Source organism: Catenulispora sp. GAS73, assembly GCF_041262085.1.
GTDB lineage: Bacteria > Actinomycetota > Actinomycetes > Streptomycetales > Catenulisporaceae > Catenulispora.
Genome location: NZ_JBGCCM010000040.1, coordinates 37,059 through 58,250 on the forward strand (window position 1 = coordinate 37,059; position 21,192 = coordinate 58,250).

20 protein-coding genes are annotated in these 21,192 nt (G+C 70.4%); 9 read left to right on the forward strand and 11 right to left on the reverse strand.

Features of this window, described 5'->3' with window-relative positions; genetic code table 11:
* Positions 1-4: 4 nt before the first annotated feature.
* Together ABH935_RS41725 and ABH935_RS41730 are read right to left on the reverse strand one after the other, a co-directional pair.
* Positions 5-2,302 (reverse strand): MMPL family transporter, encoded by a 2,298-nt coding sequence (locus ABH935_RS41725; RefSeq protein WP_370383522.1) that lies wholly within the window; start codon positions 2,300-2,302, stop codon positions 5-7.
* 180 nt (positions 2,303-2,482) lie between these two features.
* Entirely contained in the window at positions 2,483-3,283 is an 801-nt protein-coding gene (locus tag ABH935_RS41730) for a Cof-type HAD-IIB family hydrolase (RefSeq protein ID WP_370383523.1), read from the reverse strand.
* Positions 3,284-3,442: 159 nt separating this feature from the next.
* On the opposite strand from ABH935_RS41730, the gene ABH935_RS41735 reads away from it, so the two are divergent.
* Both ABH935_RS41735 and ABH935_RS41740 read left to right on the forward strand, forming a co-directional pair.
* Positions 3,443-4,741 carry a glucarate dehydratase family protein gene (locus ABH935_RS41735; RefSeq protein ID WP_370383524.1) on the forward strand — a complete coding sequence of 433 codons (1,299 nt, stop codon included), beginning with the start codon at positions 3,443-3,445 and terminating at the stop codon, positions 4,739-4,741.
* A gap of 32 nt (positions 4,742-4,773) precedes the next feature.
* Complete coding sequence (locus ABH935_RS41740; RefSeq protein ID WP_370383525.1) at positions 4,774-5,913, forward strand: hypothetical protein; 1,140 nt, start codon at positions 4,774-4,776, stop codon at positions 5,911-5,913.
* An 11-nt stretch (positions 5,914-5,924) separates the two neighbouring features.
* Here ABH935_RS41740 and ABH935_RS41745 read toward each other — a convergent pair whose 3' ends face one another.
* The 3 genes from ABH935_RS41745 to nagB form a co-directional block, all read right to left on the reverse strand.
* Positions 5,925-6,755, reverse strand: a complete 831-nt coding sequence (locus tag ABH935_RS41745; RefSeq protein ID WP_370383526.1) for an SDR family NAD(P)-dependent oxidoreductase — start codon at positions 6,753-6,755, stop codon at positions 5,925-5,927.
* A 46-nt stretch (positions 6,756-6,801) separates the two neighbouring features.
* Complete coding sequence (locus ABH935_RS41750) at positions 6,802-7,407, reverse strand: DUF2867 domain-containing protein (protein WP_370383527.1); 606 nt, start codon at positions 7,405-7,407, stop codon at positions 6,802-6,804.
* A gap of 73 nt (positions 7,408-7,480) precedes the next feature.
* Complete coding sequence (nagB, locus tag ABH935_RS41755; protein ID WP_370383528.1) at positions 7,481-8,263, reverse strand: glucosamine-6-phosphate deaminase; 783 nt, start codon at positions 8,261-8,263, stop codon at positions 7,481-7,483.
* A gap of 197 nt (positions 8,264-8,460) precedes the next feature.
* Between nagB and ABH935_RS41760 the strand changes: the two genes are divergently transcribed.
* The gene (locus ABH935_RS41760) at positions 8,461-8,997 is read left to right on the forward strand and encodes a hypothetical protein (RefSeq protein WP_370383529.1); all 537 of its coding nucleotides are present in this window, start codon (positions 8,461-8,463) and stop codon (positions 8,995-8,997) included.
* A 20-nt stretch (positions 8,998-9,017) separates the two neighbouring features.
* Here the strand turns inward: ABH935_RS41760 and ABH935_RS41765 are convergent, their stop codons facing one another.
* Positions 9,018-9,821: an NAD(P)H-binding protein gene (locus ABH935_RS41765; RefSeq protein WP_370383530.1), complete on the reverse strand. Its 804-nt coding sequence runs from the start codon at positions 9,819-9,821 to the stop codon at positions 9,018-9,020.
* An 84-nt stretch (positions 9,822-9,905) separates the two neighbouring features.
* Here ABH935_RS41765 and ABH935_RS41770 point away from each other — a divergent pair, with 84 nt between their 5' ends.
* The gene (locus ABH935_RS41770) at positions 9,906-10,388 is read left to right on the forward strand and encodes a MarR family winged helix-turn-helix transcriptional regulator (protein WP_370383531.1); all 483 of its coding nucleotides are present in this window, start codon (positions 9,906-9,908) and stop codon (positions 10,386-10,388) included.
* Positions 10,385-11,227 (forward strand): phosphotransferase enzyme family protein, encoded by an 843-nt coding sequence (locus ABH935_RS41775; protein ID WP_370383532.1) that lies wholly within the window; start codon positions 10,385-10,387, stop codon positions 11,225-11,227. Before ABH935_RS41770 ends, ABH935_RS41775 begins: the two co-directional genes overlap by 4 nt.
* Before the next feature lie 170 nt (positions 11,228-11,397).
* Here ABH935_RS41775 and ABH935_RS41780 read toward each other — a convergent pair whose 3' ends face one another.
* Positions 11,398-12,513, reverse strand: coding sequence for a glycosyltransferase (locus ABH935_RS41780; RefSeq protein WP_370383533.1), 1,116 nt, complete (start codon positions 12,511-12,513; stop codon positions 11,398-11,400).
* Between the two features lie 164 nt (positions 12,514-12,677).
* Between ABH935_RS41780 and ABH935_RS41785 the strand changes: the two genes are divergently transcribed.
* From ABH935_RS41785 to ABH935_RS41800, 4 genes are read left to right on the forward strand one after another with little or no spacing between them, the layout of a single operon-like run.
* The gene (locus ABH935_RS41785; protein WP_370383534.1) at positions 12,678-13,583 is read left to right on the forward strand and encodes an ABC transporter ATP-binding protein; all 906 of its coding nucleotides are present in this window, start codon (positions 12,678-12,680) and stop codon (positions 13,581-13,583) included.
* Complete coding sequence (locus ABH935_RS41790; protein ID WP_370383535.1) at positions 13,580-14,383, forward strand: ABC transporter permease; 804 nt, start codon at positions 13,580-13,582, stop codon at positions 14,381-14,383. Before ABH935_RS41785 ends, ABH935_RS41790 begins: the two co-directional genes overlap by 4 nt.
* Positions 14,380-15,519, forward strand: a complete 1,140-nt coding sequence (locus tag ABH935_RS41795; RefSeq protein WP_370383536.1) for a sensor histidine kinase — start codon at positions 14,380-14,382, stop codon at positions 15,517-15,519. Before ABH935_RS41790 ends, ABH935_RS41795 begins: the two co-directional genes overlap by 4 nt.
* Entirely contained in the window at positions 15,516-16,229 is a 714-nt protein-coding gene (locus ABH935_RS41800) for a response regulator (RefSeq protein ID WP_370383537.1), read from the forward strand. Before ABH935_RS41795 ends, ABH935_RS41800 begins: the two co-directional genes overlap by 4 nt.
* Here the strand turns inward: ABH935_RS41800 and ABH935_RS41805 are convergent.
* From ABH935_RS41805 to ABH935_RS41820, 4 genes are all read right to left on the reverse strand, one after another.
* Entirely contained in the window at positions 16,208-17,263 is a 1,056-nt protein-coding gene (locus ABH935_RS41805) for a hypothetical protein (protein ID WP_370383538.1), read from the reverse strand. The two genes, ABH935_RS41800 and ABH935_RS41805, sit on opposite strands and share 22 nt — an antisense overlap.
* A gap of 120 nt (positions 17,264-17,383) precedes the next feature.
* Positions 17,384-18,646, reverse strand: a complete 1,263-nt coding sequence (locus ABH935_RS41810) for a peptidase S8 (RefSeq protein ID WP_370383539.1) — start codon at positions 18,644-18,646, stop codon at positions 17,384-17,386.
* A gap of 349 nt (positions 18,647-18,995) precedes the next feature.
* Positions 18,996-20,006, reverse strand: a complete 1,011-nt coding sequence (locus ABH935_RS41815; RefSeq protein WP_370383540.1) for a M56 family metallopeptidase — start codon at positions 20,004-20,006, stop codon at positions 18,996-18,998.
* A gap of 222 nt (positions 20,007-20,228) precedes the next feature.
* Positions 20,229-21,104, reverse strand: coding sequence for a helix-turn-helix transcriptional regulator (locus tag ABH935_RS41820; RefSeq protein WP_370383541.1), 876 nt, complete (start codon positions 21,102-21,104; stop codon positions 20,229-20,231).
* Positions 21,105-21,192 lie beyond the last annotated feature (88 nt).

Below are 21,192 nucleotides of genomic sequence, written 5' to 3' on the forward strand. Positions count from 1 at the left end.
CGTTTCAGGGTATGCGGTGATTCGCGGAGGCCAGCTCGTGCTCGTCGTGCGGACCGCCCTGCGCGGGCACGGCACCGGGGACCGGCTCCGGCTCACCCTCCACCGACATGTGCGGCAGCACCTTGTCCAGCCACGACGGCAGCCACCAGTTGGCGCGTCCGAAGCGGTGCATCAACACCGGGACCAGGATCAGCCGCAGCATCAGCACGTCCAGCAGGATGGCCAGCGCCAGCGCCATGCCGAACTCGGCGATGACCCGCTCGCCGTTGAACAGGAAGGCACCGAACACGCAGGTCATGATGATGCCCGCGGCCACGATCACCTGGCCGGTCTCGCCGTGGCCGACGCGCACCGAGCGGTGGTTGTCCGCCGAGTGCGACCACTCCTCGTGCATCCGGCTGATCAGGAACACCTGGTAGTCCATCGACAGCCCGAACAAGATGCTGATCACGATGACCGGTACGAACGCCTCGACAGGCCCCGCACCACCGGCTCCCAGCGCCTCCGAACCCCAGCCCCACTGGAACACCGCGACCAGCGACCCGAACGCCACCCCCATGGTGAGCAGGTTCATCGCCACGCCGATCAGCGGCACCAGCAGGCTGCGGAAGGCCAGGATCATCAGCAGGCAGCCCAGCCCCACGATGATCGCCACGAACAGCGGCAGCTTGCTGGTCAGCGTGTGGCTGAAGTCGTTGCTGATCGCGGTCGGCCCGGAGACCATCACGTGCAGCGTGGTCCCGGCCTCGGCCTTGGGGATCACGTCGTGCCGCAGGTTGTCGATCAGGTCCGTGGTGGCCTTGTCCTGCGGCGAGCTGACCGGCACCACCTGCACCACGCCGAGCGTCTGGCCGGGCTGCATGGGACGCGCGGAGACGGCGGCGACGTCCGGCACGGTCTTGATCGTGTTCACCAGCGTGGTCAGCGCCTGCTGGTCCCCCGCCGCCGGGGTCTGCGCGACCAGCGTCAGCGGGCCGTTGAAGCCCTTGCCGAAGCCGTCGGCGAGCAGGTCGTAGGCCTGGCGCGTGGTCGTCGACTTGGGGTCGTTGCCGGCGTCGGAGTTACCCAGGTTGATGGAGAAGAACGGCACCGCGACCACCGCCATGACGGCGATCGCCAGCAGCGCCTTGCCCAGCGGCCGAGCTTCGACCTTCGCCGCCCACCGCGTGAACGCGGTCTCGGGGTGTCCGGGGGTACCGGATCCGGCCGTGGACCCGCGGCGGCGCGAGGCCTGCGCGTAGGGCACCAGGACGCCGACGCCGGCCTGGCGCGCGGCCAGCTCCCGGCGCTGCTTCTTGCTCAGCACGCGCAGCTTCAGGAAGCCCAGCATCGCCGGCAGCAGCGTGATCGCCGCCAGCACGGTCATCGACACGGTCACCGCCGCGCCGATCGCCATGCCGTTGAGGAAGCTCAGGCCGAGCGCGAACATGCCCAGCAGCGCGATGACCACGGTCCCGCCGGCGAAGATCACCGCGCGCCCGGAGGTGTTCAGCGCCTTGGCGATCGAGTCCTCGACCGACATCCCGGACATCAGGCCCTTGCGATGCCGGTTCACGATGAACAGCGCGTAGTCGATGCCGACTCCCAGGCCCACCAGCGTGGCCAGGGTCGGCGCGGTGGAGCTGATCGCGATCAGGTGCGAGAGCTGGCCGGTGCCCGTGATGCCGGTGACGACGCCGGCCACGCCGGTCAGGATCGGCATCACCGCCGCGCCGAAGGACCGGAACACCAGGCCCAGCACGATCAGCGCGGCCACCACGCCGATCAGGTCCGCGGCGCCGCCGACCTTGCGGTCGGCCTGGCTGATCGCCTGGCCGCCGAGGTCCACCTGCAGGTTCCCGCTCCGGGCGCCCTGCGCGACGTCGATGACGTGCGTGATCTGCGCGTTCGGGATGGAGTGCGCCTGCTGCGTGAAGTTGACCGTCGCGTAGGCGGTGGTCTGGTCCTTGCTGATCTGCACCGCCCCGCGCGGCCCGCTGTAGGGGCTGGTGACGGCCGCGACGCCCGGCGAGGCCGCGATCTGGTTCAGCGTGTCGGTCATGCGCTGCTGCACGGCCGGGTCGGTGACCTTGGCGCCGCCGGTGGTGTGCCACACCACCTGGTCGCTGTCCCCGGCCGAGGCCGGCATGGACTGCTTCAGCAGGTCCAGCGCCTGGCTCGACTCCGAGGCCGGGATCGACATCGTGTCGTTGTACTTGGTGCCGGCCGAGCTGGTCAGCGCCCCGAGGCCGACGATCAGCGCCAACCAGACGAGGACGGTGACGAGACGGTGCTTGTGGCACCAACGGGCAATGACTGACATCAGGGCTCCCGGCCTTCTTGCGAGCATGAGACGCGTGCGGTTTACACGGTGCCGTGGAGAAGGGGTCCGGGTCGTCTGCCGAGCGCAGACACTTGCGCTGCTGCGGACGCAGTACGAGCGAGGAGCGCCTACTGCCTGGGGAGCAGGGCTGTAGTCGGGCGATCACGCTGTGCTGCCGGATCAGGCTTCGAGCATCGCCTCCAAGAACGCGGCGACGCCGTCGTCCTCGACCGAGCCGATCACGCCGTCGGCCGCCGCGATCACGCTCGGGTGCGCGTTGGCGACCGCGTAGGAGTGGCCGGCCCAGCCGAACATCGACAGGTCGTTGGGCATGTCGCCGAAGGCGGTGACGTGCTCGGCGGCGATGCCCAGGCGGGCCGCGTGCCGGGCCAGGCCGTCCGCTTTGCTGACGCCCGGCGCCACTGCTTCGACCAGGCGCAGGCCGTTGGAGTGGTAGACGGTCACCAGGTCCCCGACCGCGGGCTGGGCCAGCGCGAGCAGTTCGTCGGCCGACAGGCTCCGGTGCCGGCCGACCAGCTTCGGCGCGGGTCGCTCCCACAACGTGGCCTCGTCGAGGCGCTGCACGGTGATGTCGCGGTCCCAATCCCACGGCTCGTAAAGGGCATCGGCCGCCAACGAGTCGGCGTACTCCACGGCCAGGCCGATGCCGGGGACGGCCTCGCGCAGCCCGCGTGCCACCTTCTTCAATGTCGCCGGATCGATGGCGTACTCCGCGACGACCGCGCGGGCTCGCAGATCGTAGTCGTAGGCGCCGTTGGAACAGACGGCGATGCCGTGCAGCCGGAAGGCGTCGGCGATCTGGCCCATCAGCCGGGGCGGCCGGCCGGTGACGAAGACGAAGGGGATTCCGGCCGTTTCCAGCGCCTCGAAGGCGGCGACGGTGCGGGCGGAGACCGTCCCGTCGTGGCGGATCAGGGTCCCGTCCAGGTCGCAGGCTATGAGCGACGGCAGCTGTGTCATGGTCGACATTGTCGCCGGTGGCGGTGGCCCGTGCGGGACTCGTCCGGTGACGGGACGGCGTCTTGACGTGGTCCGGTGTGGACTACTACGTTTCACGGCGTCGAGCTTATTCATATCCGTGGGTCATGTTCATGGATGTGAACACTGTGGAGGTCTGGCGTGACCGACTTGAAGATTGTCTCCGTCGCGATCACCCCGGTCGCTCTGAAAGACCCGCCTCTGCTGAACTCCTCCGGCGTCCACGAACCCTTCGCCCTGCGCTCCATCGTCGAGGTGCACACCGACGCGGGCATCGTCGGCATCTCCGAGGCCTACGGCGACGACGCGACCCTGGCGCTGCTGCACCGGGCCGCGACCGCGGTGGTCGGGACCGACGTCTTCGACCTCAACGAGCTCGGCCGCCGGGTCGCCGAGGCGGTCGGCGGCTCCGAGGCCTCCTCGCCGACCGAGCTGATCGGCGCCGCCAGCCACGACAAGACGGTGGCCCAGGCGTTCGCGGCGTTCGAGGTGGCCTGCTTCGACGCCCAGGGCAAGGCGACCGGCCGCCGCGTCGTGGACCTGCTCGGCGGCGCCGTCCGCGAACGCGTCGACTACAGCGCCTACCTCTTCTACAAATGGGCCGAGCACCCTGGCGCCCGCGGCGGAGCCGCATATTGGCAGAGCGACGTCGACCCCTGGGGCGAGGCACTCGACCCGGACGGCATCGTGAAGCAGGCGCGCCGGATGGTGGACCGCTACGGCTTCGGCTCGCTGAAGCTCAAGGGCGGCGTCTTCCCGCCGGAGGAGGAGATCGAGGCAGTCAAGGCCCTGCGACAGGCCTTCCCGGGCCGTCCGGTGCGCATCGACCCGAACGCCAACTGGACCGTGGAGACCAGCCACCGCGTCGCCGCCGCGCTGGAGGGCGAGCTGGAGTACCTGGAGGACCCGACGCCGGGGATCCCCGGGATGGCCGAGGTCGCGGCCAAGACGTCGCTGCCGCTGGCCACCAACATGTGCGTCACCAGCTTCGCGGAGATCCCCGAGTCGGTGCGGCTCGGCGCGGTGCAGGTCATCCTGTCCGACCACCACTTCTGGGGCGGCTTCCGGGCCACCCAGAACCTGGCGGCGCTGTGCCGCACCTTCGACCTCGGGTTGTCGATGCACTCGAACACCCACCTCGGTCTGAGCCTCGCCGCGATGACGCACATCGCCGCCGCCACGCCGAACCTGACCTACGCGCTGGACACACACACGCCGTGGAAGTCCGAGGCCGAGGACGTGCTCGTCGGCGGCGGCCTGACCTTCACCGACGGCGCGGTGACGGTGCCCTCGGGCCCCGGGCTCGGCGTGGAACTGGACCGCGACGCCGTGGCGCGGCTGCACGAGCAGTACCTGACGTGCGGAATCCGGCGGCGCGATGATGTGGGATGGATGCAGCGGGTGCGGCCGGAGTGGACGGGGAAGCGGCCGCGGTTCTGACACGGTCCGGCGCGGAGTTTCGGAGGTACGCAATGACTGCGGCGACGTATGTGTATCCGTGGGATGTGGTGGGAGACGACACGGCGGCCGAGACGATCGCCGGACTCGGCGTCGACCACGCGGTCGTCGCAGCGTTCTACCACGCGACCCGCGCCCTGACCCCGCGCCACGCGTGGCACCGGGTGGTCGTGGCCGAACACAGCGCCTCGTACCTGCCGGTCGGCGACGCCTGGGAGCAGGTGCTGCCCGGCGCGCAGACGTGGGTCGACGCCGACGACGCCTTCGGGCAGACGGCCGCGGCGCTGGCCTCGGCGGGCGTCCCCACACACGCGTGGGTCGTCGTCGATCACGTCGACGACTTCGACGCGCCACACGTCGTGAACGCCTACGGCGACGTCTACACGTGGGCCCTGTGCCCGTCGCACGAAGCAAACCTCGAATACGCGGTCGGCCTCGCCGCCGTCATCGCGGCCCGCCCCGACGTCTCCGGCGTGGAGTTCGAGGCCGCCGGCTGGTACGGCTTCGACCACCTGCACGAGCACGACAAGGTGGCCGGCATCCCGCTGTCCGACGACGAGCTGTACCTGATGTCGCTCTGCTTCTGCGACGCCTGCCGCGACGAGTATCAGGCTTCTGGCATCCACGTCGGACAGCTCCGCGAGACCGTCATCACACGGTTGGACGCACGCTTCGCCGCGTCGGCGCCACTCCCCGAACCGGCCCTGCCCGACGCCGACCTGGATGCCGCAGTCCTGGGAACGCGCACACGGGTCGCGAACCGACTGCGCGGCGCGATGGTGCGCGAAGTACGGACGCAGCGCGACCCGGACTTCCCGATCCTGTTCCACGCCAACCCCGACCCCCGCCGCTCGACCGCGTTCACCGGCCTGGACGTCGGAACGCTGCCGAAGGACACCGGCGTCGTGCTGAACTGCTGGAACGGCTCGACGGAGAACGTGACCCGCGCACTCGGGCACGATGCGCCGGTCAACGCGGGCCTGCTCGGCGTCCGCGGAATGGGCTCCGACAGCGAAGGGCTCGCGGCGCAGGCCTCTGCGATGCGCGAGGCCGGCGCGAGCGGAATCCGCTTGTATCACGCCGGCATCGCTTCGAACGCGGACCTGGAGGCTATGCGGCGCGCGGTTGAGGCGTTTCACCGGGCTGCGCGCTAGCCGCCTGCCCCCTACTCCGCCGGCAGCCCCACCAGCTTCAGGCTCAGCCGGTACAACTCAGCCCGCGCCCGCTTGTCATAAGCCTGCGCCAAAGCCTTCGCCTCCCGCTGCCGGTCATAGAACCGCCCGCTGACCCCGGCCAGCTTCGGGTCCGTGACCAACCGCGCCGTCGCCTCGACCCCGGTCTCCAGGCTGTCGATGCTGTGCCCGGCCTCCTGAAGGACCATCTTCGTCGGCATGTAGGTCGCCGGGTGCAGGCTGTTGAACGTGACCTCCGAGGCGGGCACCCGCTCGGCCATCTCCACCGTCGACGAGATCTGCGCCAGCTTGCTCTGGCAGTAGGCGCGGATGCCGCTGTAGCCGCGCTCCAGCATCACATCGTCGAACTCGATGTCCTGCTGGCCGAGCGAGGCGACGTTCACCACCCGCGCCGGCGCCGAGGCGCGCAGCAGCGGCAGCAGCTCCTGTGTCAGCAGGAAGCCGGCCAGGTAGTTCACCGCGAAGCGCAGCTCGTAGCCGTCCTTGCTCTCGCGCCGGTCGCGGCCGTCGGGCTCCCCGCCCCCGATCCCGGCGTTGCTCACCAGCACGTCGAGGCGGTCGGTGGCGGCGCGTACCGCGGCGGCGAGCTCGCGCACCTGCGCGAGTTCCGCCAGATCGGCGCGGAACGTCGCGGGTCGCGCGCCCCCCTGCTCGTCGCGGATCGCGTCCGCGGTGGCGTCGAGGCGGGCCTGGTCGCGGCCGTGCAACAGCACGGTGTCGCCGCCGGCCGCCAGGCGGTGCGCCAGCGCGCGGCCGAGGCCGTCGGTCGCGCCGGTGATGAGGACTATGCGGGCATGAGTCATGGCACGGACTCCTAAACGGACGCCAATGAGGTGTGCGGGACCCAGTTTACCCCTTGTCGAGACGGCCCGTCTCGTTTAAGGTTCGCCAGCGCCGGTCCCAAGCGCGCCCCAACGCCGGGTAGACGATCAGGTGTCGGAAGGGCTTGATGAACGCCATGTACGCGGCCCCGAACCGACCGTTCGGCTTCACCAGTACCGCGAGCTGCCCGCGCCACCCGCCCCGGCCGTCGGGGACCCAGCCGATGTGCAGGACCCCGTGCATCGTGCCGTTGGCGATCTCCATCGCGCGCTCGTTGTCGCGCTCGTAGAGGAACGTGAACTCAGAGCCCTTACTCGGGAGCGGCGGCGGAGCGTCCCGGAGCTCCGTCGGCAGCCGGTCCCGCAGCGACGGCACCCGGGAACCGAGCCCGCCGGAGCCCCGGTCCAGGCGCAGCACCGCGCCGATCTTGAAGCGCAGCCAGAACAGCAGCCGCGTCGGCAGCGACGCCTCGTGTTCAAGCCCGGCGTCGAACACCGCCAGCAGCTTGGGGAAGTCGTCCGGGCCGCCGCCGGCGGCCGGAAGCTCCCAGACGTCCTCCAGCCGGAAGTCGCCCGTGATCTCGTGGACCAGCCATGGCTGCGCGGTGTACGCAGCCTCGGGGATTCGTCGCATGTGCAGCCCCTCTCCGGCGGACCCGGCCGAGCCTGAACCCGAATCAGGCCAGAGGCGCCTCAGCCCGGCGGCCTCAGAGCCCCTGCCACACCGGCTTCGACGCGTAGGTCGCCTTGTAGTAGTCCACCAGCTTCAGCTGCTGCGCGGCAGCCTCGTCCACGACCACCGTAGCGTGCGGGTGCAGTTGGAGCGCCGAGGCCGGCACCATGCTCGACACCGGGCCCTCGACGGTCGCCGCGACCGCCTCGGCCTTGCCCGCGCCGGTGGCCAGCAGCACCAGGTGCCGGGCCTGCAGGATGGTGCCGATGCCCTGGGTGATGACGTGCCGGGGCACCTCGTCCAGGCCGTTGAAGAACCGGGCGTTGTCCACCCGGGTGCGCTCTGTCAGGGTCTTGATGCGGGTGCGCGAGGCGAGGGAGGAGACCGGCTCGTTGAAGCCGATGTGGCCGTCGGTGCCTATGCCCAGCAGCTGCAGGTCCACGCCGCCGGCGTCGGCGAGCTGCTGCTCGTAGGCGGCGCAGGCGGCCGGCAGGTCCTCGGCGCTGCCGTCCGGGCCCAGGAACGCCGCGTCGCCGATGCCCAGCGGCGCCAGCACCTCGCGCTTGAGCACCTCGCGGTAGGACTCCGGGTGCCCTGCGGGCAGGCCCACGTACTCGTCGAGCTGGCACACCTTCAAGCGGCTGACGTCGACCTGCCCGGCGGCGGTCTTCGCGGCCAGCGCCTGGTACACCGGCAGCGGCGTGGAGCCGGTGGCGACGCCGAACAACGCGTCGGGCTTGCGGGCGATCAGGTCGGCGACGGCCGAGGCGACGAGTTCGCCCTGAGCTGCGGCGTCCGCGACGATGACGACTTCCATGGCGACCCCTCGGCTGTGGCTGGCATTGGTTGGAGCAATGGTCTAGAGCATTGGTATAGACCAACTTACCGGAGCGGCGCGAGCGATGCGCGGCCGGGATGTGACCGGCGTGCCAACCGTGCCCGACCAGCCGGTGCCGACGAATACCGACGAAAGCCCCCTTTCGGCTACCCTCCTCCACTGTTACGGTCGCGGCCATGGCAAACCGTTCCCACCTGTTCGCAGCGAACACGCTGCCCACCGAAGACGGACGCCCCGACCCGGTGGTGGGCATCTCCGAGCACAACTGGAGCATCCCGCTGGCCCACCTGCTGCTGGTCAGCTTCGACACCCGCGTGGTCCCCTCGATGATCTGGGGCCGGCGTACCGCGGTGGCCGGGGACTACGACCGCGGTGCGGCGCTGCTGCTGGAGCTGCTGCGGGTGGTGGGGGAGGAGGTCGCCGAGGAGCAGGACTTCGAGTCGGTGGTGGCCATGACGAAGGCCCAGCTGGACAGGCAGCGCGCGAAGTACTTCCTGCTGGAGGCCGGCGAGATCCTCGACCTGGACGACGAGCCCGCGGAGGCGGCCATCGACCGGCTCGTGGGGCAGCACATCCCCTCCCTCGCCGCCCACGCCGAGGCCGCCATTGCCGGCGAGAACGCCGAGTGGCTGGCGGTCGCGCGGGGACGGTGGCGGGAGAACTTCTACTCGTTCTATAACGACACGCTGTTCTACTCGTTCGAGTCGGAGTAGTCCCGCTTTCCCTTCGTGAATCAGCTCTCGAAGTCCTCGCGGTTCTCGACGATCCACTCCCGCAGCGGCCGTGCCGGATGCCCGGTGATCCGCTCGACGGTGTTGGTGATCGGCGCCGGACGGTTGACTGCGGCTGCCGCGCTGTCGAGGAGCGACTCCAGGATTTCGGCGGCCAGCCAGGGTTCGCGGCGTGCGAGCGCTTCTTCGCGGGTGATTTCGCGGACCGGAATCGTGCGGCCCACGACGGCGCCGACGGTCGCGACGGCGTCGTCGAGCCGTATCGATTCCGGCCCGGTGAGGATCTGCATGCGTCCTCGGTGCGCGTCATTGAGCAATAGATCGACGGCCACTTCCGCGACATCGTCCGGGTGGATCGGGACGCATTGCGCCGCCGGATACGGGAGCTCTACCGCTTTCCCGGCACGGATGGCTGCTCCCCAGTCCCGCCGGGCGTTCGTGGCGAGCCAGCTGGGATACAGGATCGTGTGATCGAGGCCTGACTCGTCCAGAGTCCGCTCAGCCGCGCGGTGGATCCGCCCTATCGGCCCACGGAACTCGCCGGCTTCGTAGGACGCCGGGGAGGACAGGAGGACCACGTGGCGTGCACCTGCCTCCCGCGCCGCGCTCAGAAACGCTGCCGCGCTGCTCCGGGTCGCGTAGAGGAAGACTGTGTCGACGCCCTTGAGCGCGTCGTCGAAGCCGTCCGCGGCGGTCAGGTCGAAGTCGTCCCGCGTCGCTGCGTGAACCTGCTGCCCGGCGGCGTGCAACCGGGCCGCGACACGGCTGCCGATGTTCCCGCGCGCGCCGGTGACAAGGACGGTCATGGTTGGACTCCCCTGGGTACGATGAGCAAATGCCCTGCAGAACAAAATATCTTTGCTATCAAAGATAAAAGGAGAACCGCCGCCATGTCCACCGCCCCGAAGCCACCCGCACCCCCCGAACCTGGCCTCGAAGAAGCCGTCCACGACCTCCTCCTCCTGATGCCGCGCCTGGTCGCCCGAGCCAAACGCATCCCCCCACCCCCGGAACTCCAAGACCTCACCCTCGGCCCCCGCCACCTGTCCCTGCTGGTCTTCCTCCTCCTCGACGGCCCCATGACGGTCAACGACCTGGCCGCCCGCCTCCAACTGGCGCCGACCACCGCCAGCCTCCTGATCGCCGACCTCAGCCGCAAAGCAGTCCTCCAGCGCGCCGAAGACGACACCGACCGCCGCCGCCGCATCATCAGCATCACCCCCGAAGCCCGCCCCGCCATCGAAACCTGGCTCGCCCCCGGCGCCGAAGCCTGGCGCCGCGCCCTGACCCCCCTGACCCCCACCCAACGCCGCACCGTCGTCGACACCCTGCTCGCCTACGAGGCCGCCGCCGGCGAACTGCGGGACGCGTGACCGCCTGGCGCGCACGCATAAGCGAGCTGCTGCGCCACTGGCCGCTCGCCACGCCGCGAATCGGCGCCGACCTCACCGACCTCGGCGACCGAGCCCTGGTGTGGCGCATCGACACTCCGGCGGGTCCCTACGTCGCGAAGCTGACCTTCGACGGCCCCGAACACGTCGAGCCCGGCCTGCGCATCGCAGCGTTCTTGGACGCCGCCGGCATCCCCTCCGGCGCGCCACTGCCGACGCGCGACGGGTGTTGGTGCCTATCGATGGACGGCGACAGCGGACGCGTGTGGACTCTTGCAGTCCTTCGCTACGTCCCGGGCACGCCTCTGGACCTCCGCGAGCCGGAAGCATCAGCCCTCGCCGGCGATCTCCTAGGCCGCGTTCATCGAACCTTGATGTCACCCGAAGCCCCAATGCCTGCCGGGTCACTCCTCGACTTCTACGCCGACGAAGCACAGCGTCTGCCGGGCTCACCGCTGGCCGAAGCACTCCCTGCGTTGCTCGACGCCTTGGCCGAGAAGCCTCTACCGATCGGCACGCTCTACGGCGACCCGGCTCCTGAAATCCTCATCATCTCGGCCGGCCCCGATACCCACGACGTTCCCGCGCTCATCGACTGGGGGACTCCCAGCCGTGGCCCGCTGCTCTTCGACGTCGTCACCTGGCACTTGTTCGTCACGTCCGGCTGCCCTCCCGCCGTCCGCGACACCGCGGGGGAACGCTTCCTCGCCGCCTACCGCCGTCGCGCCCCACTCGCCGATATTGATTTCGCGCTGTGGCCGCTCGTCGCCGATCTCTACTACGCGATCCAAGCCACCTGGCGTCCGGCCCCTCCGCCTTGACCACCAAACGAAATCGGGCCGCGCGGCGCCCTTGCCGACCCGACCCGATCCTCACACTCGCCATGAAGCCCCGCCGCCTCACCGCACCGCACTTCTCCTCGTCAGGACGCCTTCACATCACAGCCAGAACGCCGTCGTTATGCCGTAACCGTCATACATTCCATCCCGCATCAAGCCGCCTCGGCCGGTATCCGCTCCAGCCACCGCGCGTGCTGCAGCGTCGAGATCAGCGCGATGGTCGACTCCGCGCCCTGATTCGGGTTCCGCCAATCCAGGCCCAGTCCGTCGAAGCAGCCTCCGGTCGCCTCGTCGATCAGTGGGATCCCGCTGTCGTTCACGCCGAGGAACCAGTCGACCGACATGCGGATGCCGGTCAGCCATTTGCGGTCGCGCGTGGCCGTGTACGCGCGGGCGCACGCGTCCGCGTATGCCGCGGCCTCGATCGGCTGCTGGTGGTACGCCGGGCGCGGGTCGCCCGGGGACCAGCCGCCGGCCGGGGTCGGTGACAGGTGTCCGTCGCGCGTGGACAGGGTGAGGAGCCAGTCCAGCAGGTCCAGGCCGTCGCGCAGCAGGGTTTCGTCGCCGGTGTGCTGGCCGGCGGCGATGAGCGCCTCGGGCAGTGCCGGGTCTCCGTACTCCAGGCGCGGTTCGGGCCAGGGCCAGGCCGGGTCCGGCGCCGGGCGGCCGATGGTGGCGGCCGCGTCGGCGAGGACGCTCAGCGCCGCCGGGTGGCCCGGGTGGGCCTCGGCGACTTCGGCCGCGCCGAGGGCGGCGTAGGCCATCGCGTGGTTCAGGCGGCTCTGCGGCCCCAGGCCGGCGCGCAGCTTCGCGCCGTCGTCGAAGCGTTCCAGCGCCACCGCACGGATCCACGGCGTCGGCCCGCGGTTGGCCGCCGTCCCGAGCGCCCACACCCCGCGCCCCCACCACTCGCCGGTCTCCGGCTCGTCGTGCCACACCCGGTCCAGGCCCATCCGGTTGTGGAAGCCGCGCTCGCGGTCCTGCGCGTGCAACAGGAACGCCAAGTAGATCTCCGCGAGCCGGACCAGTTGGTCCGACGGCTCGGGCTCGCGGCAGATCACGATCAGCCCCCGCGTCACGTCGTCCACGCAGTAGCCGTGCCAGCGCTTGGGGATCGGCCCCCGCGCATGCTCGAACAACCCGGTGTCGTCGCTCATCCGCACCAGGTGTGCGAACGAGGGCTCCGGGACCCCGCCGGACAGCAGCCGTCGCAGTTCCTGCAGCTCCTGGTCGGACGGCCGGGTGTCGAGATGGCTGTCGATCGTCATCGGATCGGACTCCTTCCTGCCGAATCGGTCTTTCTACCGAATCAGTGGCCTTACCCGGTTTTGCTCGGTCTTATGCTTCTCACCCTCCGGGGTGAGAAAGCCGCCCGGCGATCTCCTCCCGCGGGATCTCGTGCCGCCGGGCGCCCGGAATTTAGCGTGGGCTCGTGCTCGAAGCCATCTCCTTGACGAAGCGCTACGGCTCCACCAAAGCCGTCGACGACCTGACCTTCACCGTCCGCCCCGGAACCGTGACCGGCTTCCTCGGCCCGAACGGCGCCGGCAAGTCCACCACCATGCGCATGCTGATCGGCCTGGACGTCCCCACCGAAGGCCGCGCCACCGTCGACGGCCGCTCCTACGCCGACCACCCCGCGCCCCTGCACGAAGTCGGCGCGATGCTGGAGGCCCGCGCGATCCACCCGGGACGCTCGGCCCGCAACCACCTCCGCACCCTGGCCGCCACCCACGGCATCCCCGCCGCACGCGTCGACGAGGTGATCGAGCTCGTCGGCCTGCGCTCGGTGGCGACCCGCCGCGCCGGCGGCTTCTCCCTCGGCATGGCCCAACGCCTCGGCATCGCCGCCGCGCTCCTCGGCGACCCGGGCACGCTGATCCTCGACGAACCGGTGAACGGCCTCGACCCCGAGGGCGTGCTGTGGATCAGGACCCTGCTGAAGAACCTGGCCGCCGAGGGCCGCACCGTGTTCGTCTCCAGCCACCTGATGTCCGAGATGGCCCTCACCGCCGACCACCTCGTCATCATCGGCCGGGGACGGCTGATCGCGGACTGCTCCGTCGAGGAGTTCACCAGACGCTCGGCAAAGAACACGGTCCTCGTCCGCACTCCCGACGCCGCACGACTGAGAGACCACCTCACCAGCCCCGACGTCACCGTCGACGACGACGAAAACAGAGACCTGATCATCTCCGGCCTCACCAGCGAACAGATCGGCCGTATCGCGGCAGAACTTCACATCGCCCTGTATCAGCTCACTGACCAAGTCGCGTCGCTGGAGGAAGCGTTCATGGAGCAGACCAAGGACGCCACCGAATACCAGGCCGTCTCATGACCGTCGCGACCCCCTTCCGAGGCCGGATCACCCAAACCCGAGTCCTGCACTCGGAATGGCTCAAGATCACCACCATCCGCTCGACCTACATCACCGGCGCCCTGACCGTCGCCGTGATGATCGCCCTCGCGATCGTCACCTGCTGGGGCCAGGCCGGCCACTACGCCTCGATGCCCGCCGACCTGAAGGCCCACTGGGACCCGGCGAGCTGGAGCGAGATCGGGTTCTCCTTCTCCCAGCTCTCGATCGGCGTCCTCGGCGTGTTGACGATCACCGGCGAGTACTCCTCCGGGATGATCCGCGCCACGCTCGGCGCCGTGCCGAAACGCTGGCCGGTGCTGGAGGCGAAGGCGGCGGTGTTCGGCATCGCGGCGTTCGTCCTCAACGTCGCCGCGTGCCTCGGCGCGTTCTACGCCGGACAGGCGATGCTCGCCGGGAAGCACATCGGGACCACCCTGTCGTCGCCGGGTGTGGCGCGCGAGGTCTTCGGCACCGCGCTCTACGTGACGCTGGCCGGCCTGTTCGGCGTGGCCCTCGGCGCCCTGGTGCGCTCGACGCCCGGCGGGATCTCGTGCCTGATGGGCATCCTGACGATCCTGCCGCTGATCGCCCGCGGCCTTCCCGACAGCTGGTACAACGCCATCGCGCCGTACCTGCCGAGCAACGCCGGCACCGCCATAACCCGGCTCTACCACACGCCGCATACGCTGTATCCGTGGCCTGGAATGGGATTGTTCGCGCTGTACGTCGTCGGCACGTTCGCCGTGGCCGTCGTGCTGCTTAAGAGGCGCGACGCGTGAAAGCGCCCCAAGACCGCCGCCGCACCGGCGCCATCACCGTGGCGCTGGTCGTGGCGGCGGCTCTGTTGCCGATCTTCATCACGCCGACGGTGTTCTCCAGCGATCCGTACCTGATCGTGTTGCAGATCGGGCTGGTGCTGCCGTTGCTGGGGTGGCGTCGCTCGCCGGTCGTCGTGTTCGAGGCCGTGTACGCGATGGTCTTCGTGCAGTACCTCCTCACGCCGCTGAACGTGCCGGGCGACGCGGCGCTGCTGATCGCGTTGTACCTGGTGGCCGTGAACCGCGACCTGCGGACCGTGTTGGCGGCCGGGGGGATGGCGTCTGTCCTGGTCCTGCTCGACGGCCTCCGGGCCATTCCGCACCACGCGTCGGGCTGGGCCGTCGTCGAGGCCGCGGTCGGGATGGCCGGACTGGTGATCGCGGCCGCGGCGATCGGCGCCTACGTACGAAGCCGCCGCGCCTACCTGGAGGCCGTCGCCGACCGCGCCGCACGCTCCGAGCGCGAGCGGATCGCGCGGGAGATGCACGACGTCGTCACGCACAGCCTGTCGGTGATGGTCACGCTCGCCGACGGCGCCAAGGCCGCGGCGGGCCCCGGCCAGGCCGCCGACGCCATGGGGATGGTGGCCACGACCGGACGGCAAGCGCTCGTCGACATGCGGCGCTTCCTGGAGGTCCTGCGCGACGACGAGCCGGACGCGGCACGCCATCCACAGCCCGGGATCGCGCAGCTCGAAGAGCTCGTCGGCACGGTCCGGGCCGCGGGCCTGCCGGTGCGCTTGGCGTTCGAGGGCGACGCGGCGGGGCTGCCGACCGCGGTTCAGCTGGCGGTCTACCGGGTGGTCCAGGAGTCGCTGACCAACACCCTGAAACACGCCGGCTCCGGCGGCGACGCACGCGTGCGAGTGAGTGCGGGGGAGGACTACGTCGACGTAGAGGTCTGCGACGCCGGCGGCTTGAGCACGAGCGCGCCGGCGAACGGAGGCCGCGGCGTGGAGGGGATGCGGGAGCGGGTCGCGGCGTACGGCGGCAGGTTCGACGCCGGTCCACGGGCCGAGGGAGGCTGGCGGGTCCGGGCTCGGTTGCCGCTCAGCGATCCGGCGATGGCGGCTGTCGCAGCGGAGGCGGGGACATGAGTGACCAGCACACCGACCAGCACACCGACCAGAACACCGATCCCTCCGCGAGTACCGCGCGAATCAGTGTCCTGCTGGTCGACGACCAACCGCTGACCCGCGTCGGCTTCGGCCTCCTCCTCGGCGCCGAGCCCGATCTGGACGTGGTCGGCGAGGCCGCGGACGGCCTCGAAGCCGTGCGTGCGGCCCGGCGCCTGCGCCCGCGCGTGGTGCTGATGGACGTGCGGATGCCGGTCATGGACGGGGTCGAGGCGACCGCCGCGATCGTCGCGGCCGTGCCGGAGTCGCGCGTGCTCATCCTGACCACGTTCGACCTCGACGAGTACGCCTTCGACGGGCTGCGCGCCGGCGCGTCCGGGTTCCTGCTCAAGAACGCGCTGCCCGCCGAACTGCTCGGCGCGATCCGCACCGTCGCCGCCGGAGACGCCGTGGTCGCACCGCGCGTCACGAGACGGCTGCTGGAAACGGTCGCGCACCGGCTGCCGAGTTCGACCACCGCCGGCACCGACGCCCGCCTCGACCGGCTCACGCCCCGCGAGCGCGACATCCTGATCGAGGTGGCGCTCGGAAAGTCGAACGCTGAGATCGCCGCCGATCTCTTCCTCTCCGAGAACACGGTGAAGAGCCACTTCAAGCACGTCCTGGCCAAGCTCGGCCTGCGTGATCGAGTCCAGGCGGTGATCTTCGGCTACGAGGCCGGGCTCGTCTGAGGGCTCTGAGAACCCTGCTCCACCTGCCGCTGCCAGATGCTGATGAACACGAACCCCAGCACCAGATGCGGCAGCTCGGCGACGGCGCCGAACTGGCTGTCGTGGAAGTTGAAGACCTCGGTGACGATCAGATCCAGCAGGATCGCCGACTTGGCGAGCCGGTAGGCCGTCATCCGCCGGCCCCTGATCCGCACGATCACGGCCGCGATGGTCAGCACCGCCGACGCCCCGCGAGTGAACGCGCTGGCCGTGATCGCCCCGGCGTCGGTGCTGTGCGGCTCGCCGCCCGCGGCCTGCGCGATGAACACGATCGCGACGATGACCCGCGACACGATCAGCAGCACGAAGACCACGGTCTCGGTCCACCGCAGACCCGCGACCCATTCCGCCCAGCCGCGGACCCGCTCGACGAGCCGCGTGAGGAGCCCCGGATCCCGGTGCCGGGCCTGCGCCAGCAGCCGCAGGACGGCGTCGCGGTCCTGGTCGGGACAGCCGTCGAGCAGGCGCGTGGCGTGGTCGCGCTCGTCCGGTGTCAGGCCGCTGATCAAGCCGGTCGCCGCGATCTGGGCCGCGCTGGCCAGCCGCTCGGACTCGTCGGCGGCACCCGCGGCGACCGTGTCCCGCCCGAGCAGTGCGGCCTCCACCAGCAACGCGGCGAAGACCAGGTAGATGATCGCGGCGGCGGGCCGGTAGAAGTAGTCGTTGGTGGTGGTCAGATATTTGCCGACCTCGTCGACGAACAGCCCGATCCCCACCCCGCCGAGCAGCGCGGTCCACACCCGGGCCCGGTCGCCGGCCCATACCAGCGCGACGGTCAGGGCGGCGATCATCAACAGCCCGCCCCACACCACGTGCCCGATGTGGATCCCGCCGCCCCCGATGCGCGGATACCCGGTCGCCGCCAGATAGGCACGCGTGATCAGCACGGTCGCGATCCCGGCCAGCGTCATCATCCGCAGCCGCCACACACCGTCCGCGAGTCGGAGGCGGCGGCGCGCCCGGCGGGGCGCGGTGGCGGTGGCGGTCGTGGTCATCGGTCGAGGCTATCGAAGCCGGCATCGTGAAAGCGGCCCCGCCGTGAAGCGGGGCCGCCTTCCTCAGCGCCATTCCAACCGAGGGTCACTGGTCAGTGCCGGCTGTCGACCGGCACGTCCTCAGCCACCCGCGGTGAAAGCCGCCAGCCCGTTGGGCGTGCCCAGACCGGTGGGGCCGTCGTAGCCGGCGCCCGCGGTGCAGAAGTAGCTCGGCGAGCAGGTGCCGTTGCTACCGGTGGTCACGTCGTTCAGGTTCGAGGTGTGGGCGTACGGGTACGACGCCGGGACGTCGTTCGCGCCCGGGGTGCCGGCCAGCGCGTAGACCGAGGCGATGATCGGCGAGGACGCCGAGGTGCCGCCGTACACGGCCCAGCCGTTGCCGCCGTAGGTCTGGTAGACCGCGACGCCCGTGGCCGGGTCGGCGACCGCGGCGACGTCGGCCACCATGCGGTTGCTGCAGCCGGAGTCGGTCTGCCAGGTCGGCTTGGTCTCGTCCTGCGAGCAGCCCGAGCCCGCGCCCTCGCTGCTGCTGGTCTCCCACACCGACTCCGACCAGCCGCGGCTGGAGGAGTCCTTGGTCAGCGAGGTGCCGCCGACCGCGGTGACGTACGGGGAGGAGGCCGGGTACTCGGTGCCGGCGGCGTAGGCGCCGTCACCGGAGGAGGCGGTGATGGCCACGCCGGGGTGGTTGAAGTAGCTCGCGTCCGACTGCGCCTCGGAGCCGTCCTCGTTGCCGCCGTAGCTGTTCGAGACGTACTTCGCGCCCTGGCTGACGGCCTGGTTCACCGCGGTGCCCAGGTCCGACATGCTCGCCGAGTTGGCCTCGACCAGCAGGATGTGGCAGCCCGGGCAGGTCGCCGAGACCATGTCCAGGTCCAGCGAGATCTCGCCGGCCCAGCCGGTGTCGGCGGTGGGGTAGTTGGTGCTGCCGTCCTGCGCGATCTTGGAGAAGCAGCCGTTGGCGGTGCTGCACTCCGGCAGGCCGTAGGTGGAGCGGTACGTCGCCAGGTCCGACTCCGCGTTCGGGTCGTCCTGGGCGTCGACGATCGCGACCGTCTGGCCCGACCCGCCGTTGGCCGGCAGGTTGTAGGCGCTGACCAGGTCGCTGGGGCCGTAGCCGGACGGCGTGGTGTTCGCCGCCATGGTGTGCGCCTTCTTGTCGGTGCGCTTCAGGGCGAAGCACGTGGCGTAACCGGGGGCGACGGCCTGGCTGCAGCTGTGGACCGTGGTCGGTCCCGAAGCCGCGGAGGTGGACGCCGAGGAGGACGCCGGAGCCGCCTGGGCGACAGCGGCGCCCATGGTTATCAGGCCGGCGACGCCCAGCAGGGCGGCGGCGGCACGCGGCACGGCGCGGCCCCGCTTCGTCCGAGAGAGGTGGAACACTCTTGCTCCTTATCGTGGGGGGGGGAGAGAGGTGGCGGTGCGGATCAAGGCAGGGCTGAGCCGGATCACGGCTCGCAACACCTTGATCAGTGCTAGTACTATCGCCGACAGTAGCGATGCGTATAAAGGGCGACAGCGGCAAAGCTTTAGTAAAAGCTCGTATAGGGAAAACCCTTGCAGAACCCTGGATATCCGCAGATGGGATCGCCTTTCACCACGTCATGGGCAGGAATGATGTGAACCTGCCGTACGTGTAAGGCCTCTGTTTTTTCCTACGCGGATTAGTAGTAGCGGGCCCGAGCGCATAGTCGACGCCACCGGTTACCCGACTGATGTCCCTACAAACGCCTTACGGCGAAGTCCGGGAAAACGGCGTCTCGACCGCCGCCGACGTCGACGACGCGTCCCCGTCCTTGTCCGGCGGGCACCCGTGGATCACGGTCGCGACCGACACCAGAGCGAGCACCAGCGGGATGATGATCAGCAGCGCGGATCCCAGCGCTCCCAAGGCCAGTCCGCGCCGGCCGACCTTGCGGTGCGGGCTCAGCCGGGTCACCCGCGACGAGGCCGCCGGGCGCCGGTCGATCCCGATGCCGAGCGCGAAGCCCGGGGCGTTGCCGCCGCTGAGCACGGCGAGGGCGGAGACCAGGGCCGCGGCCCCGCTGCGCCGCACCGCGGCGTCGTCGGCGATGAACTCCACCAGGCGCCGCGTCTCTTGCTCGACCAGCGCCAGCAGTCGGATCCGCGGCGCGGTGCGGTGGATCGCGTGCGCGAAGGCGACGGCGAAGTGGTGCCGGCCGGTCAGGTGCGCCCGCTCGTGCGCCAGCACCGCGCCGAGCTGGGGCGGCGAGAGCCGGGTCAACGCGCTGCTGGTGATCACGATCGTGCCGGGCCGCCCCGGCAGGCAGTAGCAGCCCGGCTCGTCGTGCTCCAGCACCAGCACCCCGAGCTCGTCGTCGGCCCGGGCCAGGATCCGCAGTATCGCGATGTGCTTGCGCCGGGTCCGCCACGCGGAGAAGAAGGTGGCGGTCATGCAGAACCCGACCCGCAGCAGCAGAGCCGCCGCCGCGACCAGGCCGAACCAGCCCAGGAACGGCCCGACCGGGGAGTCGTCGTTGATCGGCAGCTGGTCCGCGCAGCGGTCGATCTGCGGATCCACCCGCGACAGCGTGTCGACCAGCGTCAGTCCGAGCGCCAGCCCCGCCGTCGCCGCCGCCGTCAGGAACGAGCAGGTCATCACCTGCAGCATCACCACCGACAGCCGCGGCAGCCGCTCCGAGGGCCAGGCCCGGGTCAGGAGCCGCGGGCCCAGCAGTGCCAGGAGCAGAGCGTAGGAACCCAGGATGAGTGCGGCGATCACGGACGGACTTCCGCCGACACCCAGCCCCCGAGCCGTTTCATCCCCGAGTGCGTTCCTCTCCCCGGTCACCCGGTGTGTGCGGCCACCGCTGACGAGAACTCGCGCGGCGCCGTCTGGGTGGAGAGTAGCGAACAGATCTGTGGGAGTGAACCATCCGTCCACTACCAGCGCCGATGCGTGCGCGGTGCCGAGGAGTACAGACAGGACTACAGACAGGACTGACTACAGACGATCTGCTGTCACATGCCCATCGGACCAGTGGAGCAAGAAGTGCAGCGCCTTCTCGGATTCCGACCCGGGCTCCGCGGTGAAGGCGATCAGCTTCTGGTCCGGATGCGTGTCCACCGAGAACTGCTGCACATCCAGCTCCATCGCCCCCGCGATCGGATGGTGGTACATCTTCACCAGCTGGCTCGGCCCGCGCACCTGATGCGTGGCCCACCACGTCCGGAAGTCCTGATCGCGCACGCTCAACTCCCCGACCAACGCGTTCAGCGCCGGATCGTCGGGCCGCCGCCCGGCCTCCATCCGCAACGTCGCCACGCAGTCCTTCGCCGCACGCTCCCAGTCCCCGTACAGCGCCCGGAACGCCTCGTCGAGGAACGTCAGCCGGATCAGATTCCGGTGCCCCGGCGGCAGCGCGCTGAAGTCGGCCAGCAGCCCCGCCCCGCCGCGGTTCCACGCCAGCACGTCGAACCGGTGGTTGACCACGATCGCCGGGACGTCCGTCATCGTGTCCAGCAGCCGCCGCAACCGCGGAGCCGGCTCGGACTGGCTCGGCCGCCGGGTCGGGGCGCTCTGCGTGACGTCGGCAACCGTGAACAGGTACTCCCGCTCGTCCGGCGCCAGCTTCAGCGCGTCGGCGAGCGCGTCGAGCACCGTGCGCGAGACCCGCGTCGTGCGCCCCTGCTCCAGCCGCACGATGTAGTCGACGCTCACGTGCGCCAGCATCGCCAGCTCCTCACGCCGCAGCCCCGGCACGCGCCGCAGGCGGCCGTCGTCGGGCATCCCGGCCTCGATCGGATCGACGGCGGCCCGCCGCGAGCGCAGGAAGTCGCCGAGTCCGGTGTCGCTGTGAGCGTGTTGTGCTGAGGCCATGCCCCTAGTCTCCATGCGTTTCGGTCACCGTGCCTGGTACTGGCTTGCATAGGCGAGACCGTCCCTGGTTGCTCCCTTCCGGCACGGC

Excerpts from the sequence above, each read along its gene's own strand:
- ABH935_RS41725 (WP_370383522.1), bottom strand. The coding sequence starts at position 2,302 with ATGTCAGTCATTGCCCGTTGGTGCCACAAGCACCGTCTCGTCACCGTC.
- ABH935_RS41730 (WP_370383523.1), bottom strand. The coding sequence starts at position 3,283 with ATGACACAGCTGCCGTCGCTCATAGCCTGCGACCTGGACGGGACCCTG.
- ABH935_RS41740 (WP_370383525.1), top strand. The coding sequence starts at position 4,774 with ATGACTGCGGCGACGTATGTGTATCCGTGGGATGTGGTGGGAGACGAC.
- ABH935_RS41745 (WP_370383526.1), bottom strand. The coding sequence starts at position 6,755 with ATGACTCATGCCCGCATAGTCCTCATCACCGGCGCGACCGACGGCCTC.
- ABH935_RS41750 (WP_370383527.1), bottom strand. The coding sequence starts at position 7,407 with ATGCGACGAATCCCCGAGGCTGCGTACACCGCGCAGCCATGGCTGGTC.
- nagB (WP_370383528.1), bottom strand. The coding sequence starts at position 8,263 with ATGGAAGTCGTCATCGTCGCGGACGCCGCAGCTCAGGGCGAACTCGTC.
- ABH935_RS41760 (WP_370383529.1), top strand. The coding sequence starts at position 8,461 with ATGGCAAACCGTTCCCACCTGTTCGCAGCGAACACGCTGCCCACCGAA.
- ABH935_RS41765 (WP_370383530.1), bottom strand. The coding sequence starts at position 9,821 with ATGACCGTCCTTGTCACCGGCGCGCGCGGGAACATCGGCAGCCGTGTC.
- ABH935_RS41770 (WP_370383531.1), top strand. The coding sequence starts at position 9,906 with ATGTCCACCGCCCCGAAGCCACCCGCACCCCCCGAACCTGGCCTCGAA.
- ABH935_RS41780 (WP_370383533.1), bottom strand. The coding sequence starts at position 12,513 with ATGACGATCGACAGCCATCTCGACACCCGGCCGTCCGACCAGGAGCTG.
- ABH935_RS41790 (WP_370383535.1), top strand. The coding sequence starts at position 13,580 with ATGACCGTCGCGACCCCCTTCCGAGGCCGGATCACCCAAACCCGAGTC.
- ABH935_RS41800 (WP_370383537.1), top strand. The coding sequence starts at position 15,516 with ATGAGTGACCAGCACACCGACCAGCACACCGACCAGAACACCGATCCC.
- ABH935_RS41805 (WP_370383538.1), bottom strand. The coding sequence starts at position 17,263 with ATGACCACGACCGCCACCGCCACCGCGCCCCGCCGGGCGCGCCGCCGC.
- ABH935_RS41820 (WP_370383541.1), bottom strand. The coding sequence starts at position 21,104 with ATGGCCTCAGCACAACACGCTCACAGCGACACCGGACTCGGCGACTTC.